Raw genomic sequence first — 11869 nt, 5'->3', positions numbered from 1 at the left:
GGACTGCGCCGGCGACGCGCCGCGTGGGCGCGCGAGGACGTCGACACGGGCCGCTCAGCGGTCGGCCGCCCCGCCGGGTCTCAGGTCGGGGTGGACCTCGACCAATCGGACCGGGGCCGCCTGCGTCCAAGAGTCGACGAGGATGTCCCGGAGTTCGTTCAGGTCCTCCAGCGCGGCGAGCCGCACGCGCACCCATGCGGAACTCGCCTCGTGCGGCGGGACCCAGAACTTCTCCGGCTCGGCGGCGATCAGTTCGGCGCGCTCGTGCCTGGGGCAGCGCACGGCGAACGACGTCTGGTCGTCGGGGATGGTGACGTACATCTTCCCGGCCACGCGGAAGGTGGGCATGCTCCACGCCTCCTTCTCCACCGTCTCCGGGAAGGACAGGGCGATACGGCGGACGTCCTCGGCATCGATCATGACCCTCACGGTAGCGAGCGCCACTGACAGCCCACCTTCCGCAGCCGGTCAGGCCGTTGCCGGTGCCCCCGCCCCTTCCTCCGCCGCCGCGCACAGGCGGACACCGAGGGCCTCATTGCCCTGCGGGCCGTACCCGGCGAACGTCACCGTGTCACCTGCGGCGGCCTCGCGGCAGGGCGCGACGGTGCCGTCGCGGTACTCCACCGTCACCCGGTGGGGCGTGCCGCAGTGATTGCTCACGAGCGTGTACCGCCACCCGCCGGCCAGCTCCAGGCACGCCGGAGCGGGTGCGAAGGAGTCGGCCGCCGCCGCGGCGGGGACGGGGCCGAGTGCGCAGAGGGCCACCATCACGGCTGCGCTAAAAGTTGAACGGACAACCCGCTTCACTGGGACTCCTGTCTTCATGAGTTGAACACTTGGTCCAGTGTGCGACGCCGCCGGCGCTGGTGGATCCGGTTTGCGCCGCCTCGCTCGAAGACCGCGTGTCCCACAGGTTTCCGCCGGATGACGCCCTCGGAACGGCGCCATCGCCCACCTGCGGCATCGCCCTCACCGCCACGTCGCCCGGCGCGCCACGGCGCGGGGCGAGCCCCGTCGTACGCGGCGGCCCCAGGCCGCCCACCTGCACCGCCGCCCCGAGCGCGCCGAAGTCGGCCGCGCGACCGCACACTTCGGCCGGAAATCGCGCATCCCGGCGGGGTGGTGTGGTGTGGTGCGGTGCGGTACGGGTGCGGAGCGCCCGGTCGTACGACGCAGGCGCTCCGCGACCGGTCTTACGGCGCCATCTCGTAGGCCCCGGACAGCGCCTCCACACGCTCCCAGACGCGCGCCGACCGGCTGTCGTCGACGACGGGGCGCCGGACCGCGTCCAGGGCCCAGCGCTGCTGCTCGGGCGTGGCGGAGTCCTTGCCGTACAGCTCGACGGCGTACGCGGAGAAGTCGCGTACGAGGACCGCGAACAGCTCGTCCAGGACGTCCTCGTCCAGGCCGGTCGGACGGGCCTGCTCCAGGATCAGCTGGCCGTGCACGACCAGGGCGAAGAGCTGGCCGACGGCGAGGAGGAGGTCCAGGTCTCGGCTCTGCTCCTCGTCCGGGGCGGCGGTGGTGACGAACGTGCACAGGGCGTCCGCCTGCTCCCGGAAGCGGGTCACGTTCGGCAGGTGGGCGTAGGCGTCGAAGGCGGGGCGCCAGTCGTGGAAGCGGACCGAGCCCAGACCGCGGGCCGGGCCCTGCCGGAAGAGGAACGCGTCGTCGGCGGCGTCCAGGCGCGCCGGCACGGTGGGGTAGTCGGCCGGGTCCAGCAGGTGGTTGCGCATGAACTTCAGGATCAGCGCCAGGTTGACGTGGACCGTGCCCTCCAGCTTCGGCAGGCTCCGGATCTCCACCGCCGCCTGCGCGAAGTACGTGTCCTTCTCGAACCCCTTGGCGGCGATGACGTCCCACATGAGGTCGATGACCTTCTCGCCCTCGGTGGTCACCTTCATCTTGGTCATCGGGTTGAACAGCAGGTACCGCCGGTCGTCCGGGCCCGCCGAGCGGAAGTAGTCGACGGCGCGGTCGCTGAACAGCTTCATGCCGACGAGACGGACGTACGCGTCGGTCAGCTCCCGGCGCACGTGCGGGAAGGCGGTGACGGGCCGGCCGTACAGGATCCGGTTGTGGGCGTGCGTGACAGCCTCGTACATCGCGTGCTCGCAGATGCCGATGGAGGCCGTGCAGAGGTTGAACTTGCCGACATTGACGGTGTTCAGCGCGGCGTCGAACGCGGCGCGCCCGGTGTGCAGGACGTCCTCGGGCCGGACCGGGTAGCCGTCGAGCCGGAACTCGCTGACGTACTTCGACGAGTCGACGACGTTCTTCACCACGTGGTACGCCGGGTGGCGGCTGTCCGCGGCGAAGAAGACGTACCCGTCGGGGCCCTCGACATCGGTGCGGCGGCCGAAGACGGAGACGAGCCCGGCGGCGTTGCCGTTGCCGATGTAGTACTTCGAGCCGCTCGCCCGGAAGCCGCCGTCGCCGTCGGGCTCCAGCAGCATGTCGGTGGAGTAGATGTCGGCGCCGTGGGTCTTCTCGGACAGGCCGAACGCGAACACCTCACCCTGAGTGAGCAGTTCGGCCGCGCGGGCGCGGGCGGCGGCGTTGTCGCTCTGCCAGACGGGCCCGAGGCCGAGGATGGTGACCTGCCACGCGTACCAGTAGTCGAGCCCGTAGAAGCCGAGGATCTCGTTGAGTGCGGCGATCCGCGCGGTGTCCCACCGCTTGTCCGGCTGCCCGCCGGCTGCGGAGGCGGGCGTGAGGAACGTTTCGAACAGCCGCTCCTTCGCCGAGAACGCGAGGAAGTCCGCCAGCCAGGCGCGGGACCGGTAGTCCTCGATGAGCGTGCGCTTGCCGCGCTCCTCGAACCAGTCGACGGTGGCGCGCAGCAGCCTGCGGGTCTCGGCGTCGAAGTGGGAGGGGTCGTAGGTGCGTGGGTTGAACAGCAGCGTGTCGGCCATGGATGTGCTCGCCTTTCCGGCTTGGGGACAGGACAGGACAGGACAGGACGGGGGAGGGGAGGGGCGGCGGGGCAGCGGAGTTCAGCGGCCGGGACCGAGCCGGTGGAGGGTGGCGAGTACGTCGTCGAGCCAGGCGATCATCATCCGCTCGTACGCGATCCCGCCCCGCAGCACCGCGTGCTGCAGCTCCCGCCCGGCGTCGAGCGGCGCGTCGGAGGCCCGGTCCGCGCCGAAGTCCCGCTGCTCTCCCGCCAGATAGTGCGCGAGACGGTCCCGGTGCAGTCCTTGGTGCCGCTCGACCTCCTCGATCAGCGCGGCCGGGTCGTCGAAGGCGGCGCCCCGGATCTTCACGGCCAGGTCGTGCCGGACGCTCTCGGGCTCGATCGGATCGTGCAGCCACCGGGAGAGGGCCGCCCGGCCCGGCCCGGCGACCGAGTACTCCTTCTTGTCCGGCCGGGTCTGCTGCGGCACCTCGCGCACCTCGACCCAGCCGTCGGCCTCCATGCGCTTGAGGACGCGGTAGATCTGCTGGTGGGTGGCGGTCCAGAAGTAGCCGATGGACCGCTCGAAGCGCCGGGCCAGCTCATAGCCGGAACCGGGCTTCTCCAGCAGGGAGACGAGGATCGCGTGCTCGAGCGCCATGCCGTGATCCTGCTATGCAACTTGTTGCATAGACAAGTCGTGGCGGCACGGTGAGACCCGGGTCACGCGGCGGCCGGCTGTTTCCCCCGGGCGTGAGCGGCTACCCGCTCCGCATGAAACCAACGGGCAAGCGTGAGAGCAGGACAGGCACCCGGACCGGGGCGGCGGCCGGGGCGGCGGCGACCACGGCGGCGGCCGTGCGGCGGCTGCTGCCGTCGGCCGACGGGCCCGGCCGCGTCCTCCGGGGCGTGGACGGGCTGGAGCGGTGGTCCGGAGCCGACTGGTTGATCGACGCGGTGCGGAAAGCGGTCCAGGCGGCCCCGCTGGGCGCCGGACGGGATGCGCTGCACGGCCGATGGCTCGGGCACCCCCTGCATCCGCTGATGGTGCAGGTGCCCATCGGGACGTGGCTGTCGGCGGCGGTGCTCGACCTCCTGCCCGGCAACCGCCGGGCCTCCCGGACCTTGATCGGCGTGGGGCTCGCGACGGCCGGGCCCGCCGCGGTGGCCGGCTGGACCGACTGGGCCGATCTGCCCAAGCAGCAGCAGCGCGTCGGGCTCGTCCACGCGGCCGGCAACATCACGGCCGTCGCCCTGTACGCGGCCTCGTACGCGGCCAGGCGCCGCGGCCGCGTGTGGCGGGGCAAGGCGCTGGGGCTGGCCGGGCTGTCGGCGGTCATGGTGGGCGGCGCGCTGGGCGGCCACCTCGCGTACCGCCAGGCGTCCGGCGCGAACCACGCCGAGCAGGTGCCGAACATGATGGAGCCCGGCTGGCACACGGTCGGCGACCTCGCCGACTTCCCGGTGGGGAGGGCGGTACGGAGCCACGTCGGCGAGGTGGCGGTCATGGTCTTCCGCGAGCCGGGCGGATCCATCCATGTGCTGGCCGACCGGTGCAGCCACATGGCCGGACCGCTGTCGGAGGGCGAGATCGACGACGGCTGCGTGCGCTGTCCCTGGCACGGCAGCGTCTTCCGGCTCGCCGACGGCTGGAACGTCCGGGGACCCGCGACAGCGCCGCAGCCGTCGTTCGACACCCGGGTCGCCGACGGGCGGCTGGAGGTGCGGCTGCGGCACCTGGCGGACGTCACGGCAGGCGCGGCGGACACGGCGCGCGCGGGCTGACACCGGTGACTTAAGTGGCCAGAGTGGCCTGAGCGGCCTCAGAGGCAGATGTGGTACGCCTTGCGCAGAGTCTCGTGCACGGTCCAGGTCGTACGGTCCCCTGCGCGCAGGACGCACGCGTCACCCGGCCCCAGCTCCAGGGTGTCCCCGCCCTCGACGGCCACGGTGGCGCGCCCGCTGACGACGACGAACAGCTCGTCCGCCTCCGTGTCCGTCACCACCCCCGGCGTGATCTGCCAGATGCCGCGCACCTGCTTGCCGTCGGCGGACTCCCACAGGACCTTCCCGGTCACCACCGGATCGCCGGAGACGATCTGCTCGGGGTCCAGGGGCTCGGGCTCCAGCTCGGCGTCGGGGACGTGCACCACGAAGGAGGATCGGTTCGTCATGGGCCCTGACTGTACGCACTCAAGGTCGGGGCCCGTGACGGGGGCGGGAAGTCCCACCCGTCGAGCACCTCCGCGACGAAGCCGGTTCTTGCCGGCCATCCCTACGATGATCGAATGCGCCTTCTCGACCGACTGACCGGCACCCGATACCCCTCCGGCGGCGTCGCCCCCCGCTCCAGCGCCGAGGTCCGTGCCGCGCTGCTCGCCCTCGGCGACCTGGCGGAGATGCGGGACCCCCTCCGCACGGCGGTCCTCGACGCGGGATGGACCTGGCGCGGAGCGCTGCTCAAGCTGTGACGGGCTGACGGGCAGCCCGCGGCCGCCTCCCCTCGGGCGGCAGCCACGCCGGGCTCAAGGCGTGCCCCCTTCCGGTACGAGCCGGAGCCGGTCGGACTCCCGGGCGTACGCGACCGGGTCGCCCGGCTCCTGGAAGTGCAGGGCGAGCCGGGCGCCGGAGCCGTACGCGTCCAGGCCCGCGCGGCAGTAGGCGACCATCGGCGAGGGCAGCGCGTCGAGCGGGAACCAGTCCATCCCGTCGCACACCGCGGGCTCCCGGATCTCGGGGGCGCCCCGCCAGCGGTGGACCGCGAAGAAGAACCCGACCCGAGCGCCACCCCTGGGGCTGCGGTGATGGACCGTGACGGCGGCACGGACATCGGCCCGCTCGATGACCACCCCGGTCTCCTCGCGTGCCTCGCGCACCAGCGCGTCGACGACGTCCTCGTGCGGGCCGTCCAGGTGCCCGGACGGCAGGTGCCACATCCCGGCGGCGTAGACCGCGCCGGCCCGGCGCGACAGCAGCACCTCCGGGCCCGCCGCGCCGTTCCGGCGGAGGAGGAGGTGGACGTCGACCGGCTCCGCGTGCCGCCGAACCGGGGTCATGCCGTGGGTACCCGGGCCCGGGGCGGCCGAGGCGGTCACGACCAGCCCAGCTCGGAGTAGGCGCGGCCGGCGCGGATGCCGTCGATGGCCGTGCGGGTGTAGGGCACCATCGGCTCCGGCAGGCCGTCGAGCGGCCACCACTCCCACCGGACGCACCGGTCCGGTTCGCGCACCGCGGGTTCACCGGACCACGCGGTGGCGTGGAAGAAGAGCTGCAGGCGCGGCTCGGCGGCGGCGTGGGGGAGCACATGGACGGTGTGCACCAGGCGCAGGTCCTCGGGCCGGACGAGGAGACCCGCCTCCTCGGCGGCCTCCCTCACCAGAGCGGACCGGACGGACTCGTACTCGACGTGTCCGGCGAGCGCGTGCCAGTGCTCGCCCGCGTACGCGGCCTCCGGGTGGCGCAGTCCGAGGAGCGTACGGCCGTCGCGCTCCAGGTAGAGGTGCGCGCCGATCACGTTCCGTACGGCGTCGGGACGCTGCTGCGGCACCGCCAAGGGCCCAGGCGCGGACGCCGGTGCGGGAACGCCGTGCTGCCCGTGGTGGGCGAGGATCGCTTCGTACGCCCACGGGCACATGGTCAGCTGTGCCATGGTCGCCACGTCGAACCAGCGGAACATGATGCCCTCGCCGACCGGCAGCCGGTCGGCGTCGCCGTCCCACCGGCCCGTGTACACCTGAATGCGGCCCTCCGTCACATGGGGGCCTTCGGCGCGCACGGTCGTGAACGGCGTGAGCCCGGGGAGGGCGAGCCCGGCCTCCTCGTGGAGCTCACGGGCGATCGCCTCGTCGAGTGTCTCCCCTCCCTCGGACGCGCCGCCGATCAGCGACCAGGTGCCCGGATCGCAGATGGCCTTGTGGGCGTCGCGCAGATGCAGCAGGTACTGGCCGCGCGAGTTGGTGAGGATCACGGCGGCACTCGTGGCCGTGCCGGGGTCGGCGCGCATGGGTCCACCCTCCTGAAGGATCGGCGGGCCTGCCCGCCCACCGTTCACGTCACCGTATCGATGCGTGAGAGCGGACAGGCGGCACACGGGCGGCGCCGGTGAGGGACGTGCATAGCCGAAGGGACCGCGCGGAAGGATGCTCCTGCGCGCGCGGGTGCGTGATGGGCGCCGAACACTCCGACCGGGAGGACCGTTGGACGCAGGGCAGCCGATGTCCGAAGCCGAGGGGCTCTCCCGCCGCGGCTTCCTCGCGGGAGCCGGGGCGGCGGCCGGCACCGTGCTCGTACCGTCGGTCGGGGCCGCGGAGGCCGCCGCGAAGGTCCCGCCGCCGACCGCCGGCCTGAGCCTGGGCTTCACCGCCGCCACCAACGGCTCCGCGGACCTCCTGCCCGCGGGCGACCGGCTCATCGCCGAGGTGCAGCACGTCCTGTGGTCGGTGCCCCGCGCCGGCGGCAGGGCCGTCGCGCTCACCCCGCCCGACCTGGAGCCGAACCGGCCGGCCGTCTCGCCCGACGGCACGCTTGTCGCCTTCTGCGCGTACCGGGACGGCGGGTTCCACGTGTGGACCGTGCGCCCCGACGGATCGGACCTCCGCAGGCGCACCGAAGGGCCCTGGGACGACCGGGGCCCGGCCTGGTCTCCCGACGGCACGCGGATCGCCTTCGCGTCCGAGCGCGGCGGCGACCCCGTCACCGGCGCGCCGTACCGGATCTGGGTGCTCGACCTGCGCGGCGGCGCGCTGACACGGGTGAGCGGACTGCCCGGCCAGGACGGCCCCTTGCAGGACGGCGCCTGGGAGGACTTCGACCCCACCTGGTCCCCGGACGGCGAACGGATCCTGTTCGTACGGGCCCGGGCCCTGACCACACCCACCGGCACGGTGACCCTGGAGGCCCGGACGGTGGCGGCCGTGGCCGCCGACGGGAGCGGCGCGGTCGACGTCGTACACACCGAGCGCGCCGCCGCGCAGGTCATGGTCCCGGCCGTCGCACCGGACGGGAAGCGGCTGGCGTATCTCCGGATCACGCCCGCGCCCCACGGCTCGTGCACCCTCGTGGTCGACGGCGCACCGGTGGCGGTCGACGGGGACGTGGCGCCCGTGCCGCCGCGCTGGACGGCCGCCGGGGAGCTGCTGCTCACCGTCGACGGCCGCTTCACGCTCGTACGCCCCGAGACGCCGCACGCACCCGAGCCGATCCCGTTCCGGGCGGCCGTGCCCGTGGAGCGGCCGCGCTACCGCGCCAAGCAGCACGACTTCGACGGCGACCGGCTGCGCCCGGTCCGCGGCATCCACCTGCCGGCGCTGTCACCGGACGGCCGGCGTGTCGCCTTCGCCGCGCTCAACTCCCTCTGGGTGACCGGTACGACGGGCGGCCGGCCGCCCCGCCGGCTGCTGCGCGCCGACGCCACCCGCTATGTGCTCGGGCCCGTCTGGGCACCGGACGGCCGGTCCCTGGTGTACTGCGACGACAGCGACGGCCTGCTGGGCGTGTACCGCCTCGACCTCGGCTCCGGTACGCGGACGGCGCTGGCGACCGGCGGCCGGGTCCTCCCGGCCCTGTCGCCCGACGGCACCCGGCTGGCCTGCCTCGACGTGGCGGGGAACGTCATCGTCCGCGACCTGTCCACGGGCGCCGAACGGGTAGTCGCCGCGCCCCTCGGCGGCGGAGGGCTGCCGGGCCGGCCGAGCTGGTCCCCGGACGGCCGCCACCTCGCATGGTGCGACCGCAACCGGGTGAACCGGCGCTTCCGCGAGGGCTACAACCTCATCCGGGTGGCGGACACCGAGACGGGCGCCACCCGCCTGCACGCCGTCCGGCCGCACACCTCGATCTCCGACCGCTACGACTCCGGCCCGGTCTGGTCGCCCGACGGGCGCTGGATGGCGCTGATCGTGGAGTCGGCGCTGTGCCTGCTGCCGGTGACGCCGGACGGCACCCCGCGGGGCCGCCTGCGCCGACTGGTCGACGAACCCGCCGACCACCCCTCCTGGTCGGGCGACTCCCGGACACTGCTGTACCTCTCCGGGACCCGGCTGCGGCTGCTGCGGCTCACCGGGGGAGGGGCTGCCGTCGGCGGCCCGGCCCGCACCGTACGCGTCCCGCTGGACCACCGGCGCCCGGCCCCGGCCGACACGGTCGTGCACGCGGGCCGGCTGTGGGACGGCACGGGCGGCGACACCTCGGTACGGGAGGACGTCGACATCGTCGTACGCCGCGGACGCGTCGCGGCGATCGAGCCGCACCGGCCGTCCCGAGCCCGGCCCGCGCTGCGGCGCGTCGACGCCGCGCACGGCACGGTGCTGCCCGGACTGTGGGACACGCACACCCACCCCTGGCAGAGCACCTACGGCGGCCGCCAGACGGCCTCCCAACTGGCGTACGGCATCACCACGGCCGTCTCGCTCGGCGGATTCGCCTACGAGCAGGCACGCCTCCGCGAGGCGGTCACCGCCGGGCAGTTGGCCGGCCCGCGCCTGCTGACCTGCGGCGAACTGCTCGACGGCGCCCGCGTGGCGTACAGCATGGGCAGGGCGCACCTCACCCGTGACGGCCTGCGGCGGTCGCTGGAACGCGGAGCCGCGCTCGACTGGGACGTCGTCAAGACGTATGTACGCGCCCCGGCGTGGGTGATGGAGGAGGCGGCCCGCTTCGCCCACGAGCGGCTCGGCGTCCGCGCGGGCAGCCACTTCTGCTCGCCGGGCGTGCAGACCGGGCAGGACTTGACGAGTCATCTCCAGGCCACCCAGCGCGCCGAGTTCGGGCACGCGACGACGGCGACCGGGCGGTCCTACCAGGACGTCGAGGAGATCTACACCGCGCGGGGCGTGGACTTCACGCTGATCGCCACGCCGTTCTCGGCGATGAACCTGGTGGGAGCCGACCCCCGGCTCGCCGGCGACCCCCGCGTCACGGCCGTCATGGCGCCGTGGGACACCGCCGCCGTACGCGAGCTCGCCGCGCGCCCGCCGAGCGACGCGCACCTGGCCGCGCTGCGCACCGAGACGGGGCTCTACCGGCGGGTGCTCGCCGCGGGCGGGCTGGTCGTCCTCGGCACCGACGCGCCGATTGTGCCCGTGGGCCTGTCGCTGCACATGAACCTGCGGGCGCTGCACCGCCTCGGCGGCCTGTCCCCGGCGCAGGCCCTGCGCACGGCGACCCTGCTGCCCGCGCGTGCCTTCGGTGCCGAACGGGACCTGGGCAGCCTGGAGGTGGGCAAGGTGGCGGACGTGACGGTGGTGGACGGGGATCCGTTCGCGGACTTCGACACGCTGGTGCGTACGGCCTCGGTGCTGCGGGGCGGGGTGCTGTACGAACAGGCCGCGCTCGTCGCCGCGTTCGCCGACACCACCACCGGCACCGGCACGGGGACCGGCCGCTCGCAGGAGCCTTCCGGCGTGGACTGGTCGGCCGTCGGGCGGCAGCTGCGGCGGGACGGCTGCTGTGGCGCGGACGGCGGCCTCGGCTGAGCTTCTCGGGACGCCTCTTGAAGCGCTTCTGGGGCGCTTCTCGGGCGGTTCTTGAGACGCTCCCGTTTACACCCTCTTTACGTCTGGGTACCGTAGCGGTGGGAGCGCTCCCAAGTGGCGGGGCCAAGCATTGTCATGTGCAGATCATCATTGCCACTCGAAAGGCTCGAAAGGTGAGGCCTTGTGTCACGACGTAAGACGTACTCCCTGGCAACCGCCTTCGCCACGCTCCTGTCCGCGATCGGGCTGCTGCTCCTAGGCCAGAACACGGCGCAGGCGCATGGCGTCGCCATGATGCCCGGCTCGCGCACCTACCTGTGCCAGCTGGACGCCATCACGGGCACCGGCGCGCTGGACCCCACCAACCCGGCGTGCAAGGCCGCGCTCGCGCAGAGCGGCGGCAGCGCCCTGTACAACTGGTTCGCCGTGCTCGACTCCAACGCCGGTGGGCGGGGCGCCGGTTACGTCCCGGACGGCAAGCTGTGCAGTGCCGGCGACCGGTCCCCTTACAACTTCTCCGCCTACAACGCGGCCCGCGCCGACTGGCCCAAGACGCACCTGACGTCCGGGGCGACGATGCGGGTGAAGTACAGCAACTGGGCGGCGCACCCCGGTGACTTCCGGGTCTACCTCACCAAGCCCGGCTGGTCGTCCACGACCCCGCTGGCCTGGGGCGACCTCGACCTGATCCAGACGGTGACCAACCCGCCCCAGCAGGGCTCCGTGGGCTCCAGCAGTGGCCACTACTACTGGGACCTGAAGCTGCCCGCGGGCCGCTCCGGTGACGCGATGATCTTCATCCAGTGGGTGCGCTCGGACAGCCAGGAGAACTTCTTCTCCTGCTCCGACGTGGTCTTCGACGGCGGCAACGGCGAAGTCACCGGCATCCGCGGCTCGAACCCGACGCCGACCCCGACTCCCACCCCCACGCCGACTCCCACCCCCACGCCGACACCCACCCCCACGCCGACTCCCACCCCCACGCCGACACCCACCCCCACCCCGACCCCGACGCCCACTCCCACGCCGACCGACCCCCACACCGGCTCCTGCATGGCCGTCTACAACGTGGTCAACTCCTGGAACGGCGGCTTCCAGGCCTCCGTGGAGGTCATGAACCACAGCACCACGCCGACCAACGGCTGGGGCGTCACCTGGAAGCCGGGCGTCGGAACGAAGATCAGCAGCATCTGGGGCGGAGCCCTGACGAACGGCGCGGACGGCACGGTCACCGTGCGGAACGTGGACTACAACCGGACGATCGGCGCCGACAGCAGCGTCACCTTCGGCTTCACCGCCACCTCGACGGGCAACGACTACCCGGTCGGCATGATCGGCTGCGTCAGCCCATAGGTTCCACAAGTCCGTAAGCCCCTCACTCACCCCGTCCCCCGCCGGGCCGGCGCCCGGGCGGGGGCCGGGGGGCGGAGCGGTGGGGGGCCAGGGCCACCCCCGCCGCGCCCCGCGCCGCACTACAAACCCGGGTGGCCGCGCCCCCGGC

General features: G+C 73.4%; 11 protein-coding genes. 4 read left to right on the top strand and 7 right to left on the bottom strand.

Annotated features, from left to right (window positions below; translation table 11 throughout):
* Positions 1-54: 54 nt before the first annotated feature.
* The 4 genes from ABZX67_RS28895 to ABZX67_RS28880 form a co-directional block, all read right to left on the bottom strand.
* The gene (locus ABZX67_RS28895; protein WP_355366115.1) at positions 55-420 is read right to left on the bottom strand and encodes an MmcQ/YjbR family DNA-binding protein; all 366 of its coding nucleotides are present in this window, start codon (positions 418-420) and stop codon (positions 55-57) included.
* A gap of 48 nt (positions 421-468) precedes the next feature.
* On the bottom strand, positions 469-768 hold the full coding sequence (locus tag ABZX67_RS28890) for an alpha-amylase (RefSeq protein ID WP_355366112.1): 300 nt from the start codon (positions 766-768) through the stop codon (positions 469-471).
* Between the two features lie 425 nt (positions 769-1193).
* Positions 1194-2915: an acyl-CoA dehydrogenase family protein gene (locus ABZX67_RS28885; protein WP_355366110.1), complete on the bottom strand. Its 1722-nt coding sequence runs from the start codon at positions 2913-2915 to the stop codon at positions 1194-1196.
* Between the two features lie 81 nt (positions 2916-2996).
* Positions 2997-3557 (bottom strand): PadR family transcriptional regulator, encoded by a 561-nt coding sequence (locus ABZX67_RS28880; RefSeq protein ID WP_355366107.1) that lies wholly within the window; start codon positions 3555-3557, stop codon positions 2997-2999.
* 113 nt (positions 3558-3670) lie between these two features.
* Between ABZX67_RS28880 and ABZX67_RS28875 the strand changes: the two genes are divergently transcribed.
* A complete protein-coding gene (locus ABZX67_RS28875) occupies positions 3671-4681 on the top strand; it encodes a Rieske 2Fe-2S domain-containing protein (RefSeq protein ID WP_355366104.1) in 1011 nt (336 codons plus the stop codon).
* 38 nt (positions 4682-4719) lie between these two features.
* On the opposite strand, the gene ABZX67_RS28870 is transcribed toward ABZX67_RS28875, so the two are convergent.
* Positions 4720-5070, bottom strand: coding sequence for a cupin domain-containing protein (locus ABZX67_RS28870; protein WP_355366101.1), 351 nt, complete (start codon positions 5068-5070; stop codon positions 4720-4722).
* Between the two features lie 114 nt (positions 5071-5184).
* Between ABZX67_RS28870 and ABZX67_RS28865 the strand changes: the two genes are divergently transcribed.
* Complete coding sequence (locus ABZX67_RS28865; protein WP_355366098.1) at positions 5185-5367, top strand: hypothetical protein; 183 nt, start codon at positions 5185-5187, stop codon at positions 5365-5367.
* 54 nt (positions 5368-5421) lie between these two features.
* Here the strand turns inward: ABZX67_RS28865 and ABZX67_RS28860 are convergent, their stop codons facing one another.
* The gene (locus ABZX67_RS28860) at positions 5422-5952 is read right to left on the bottom strand and encodes an NUDIX domain-containing protein (RefSeq protein ID WP_355366095.1); all 531 of its coding nucleotides are present in this window, start codon (positions 5950-5952) and stop codon (positions 5422-5424) included.
* Between the two features lie 35 nt (positions 5953-5987).
* The gene (locus tag ABZX67_RS28855) at positions 5988-6899 is read right to left on the bottom strand and encodes an NUDIX domain-containing protein (RefSeq protein ID WP_355366092.1); all 912 of its coding nucleotides are present in this window, start codon (positions 6897-6899) and stop codon (positions 5988-5990) included.
* A gap of 211 nt (positions 6900-7110) precedes the next feature.
* Between ABZX67_RS28855 and ABZX67_RS28850 the strand changes: the two genes are divergently transcribed.
* Both ABZX67_RS28850 and ABZX67_RS28845 read left to right on the top strand, forming a co-directional pair.
* Positions 7111-10368: an amidohydrolase family protein gene (locus ABZX67_RS28850; protein ID WP_355366089.1), complete on the top strand. Its 3258-nt coding sequence runs from the start codon at positions 7111-7113 to the stop codon at positions 10366-10368.
* Between the two features lie 183 nt (positions 10369-10551).
* Positions 10552-11721: a lytic polysaccharide monooxygenase gene (locus ABZX67_RS28845; RefSeq protein ID WP_355366086.1), complete on the top strand. Its 1170-nt coding sequence runs from the start codon at positions 10552-10554 to the stop codon at positions 11719-11721.
* Positions 11722-11869 lie beyond the last annotated feature (148 nt).

The sequence above is a fragment of the Streptomyces sp. NPDC003036 genome (assembly GCF_040611175.1).
In the GTDB taxonomy this organism is placed as follows: domain Bacteria; phylum Actinomycetota; class Actinomycetes; order Streptomycetales; family Streptomycetaceae; genus Streptomyces.
The sequence above is the reverse complement of the archived record's forward strand: the minus strand, read 5'-3'. Positions and strand labels throughout refer to the sequence as shown.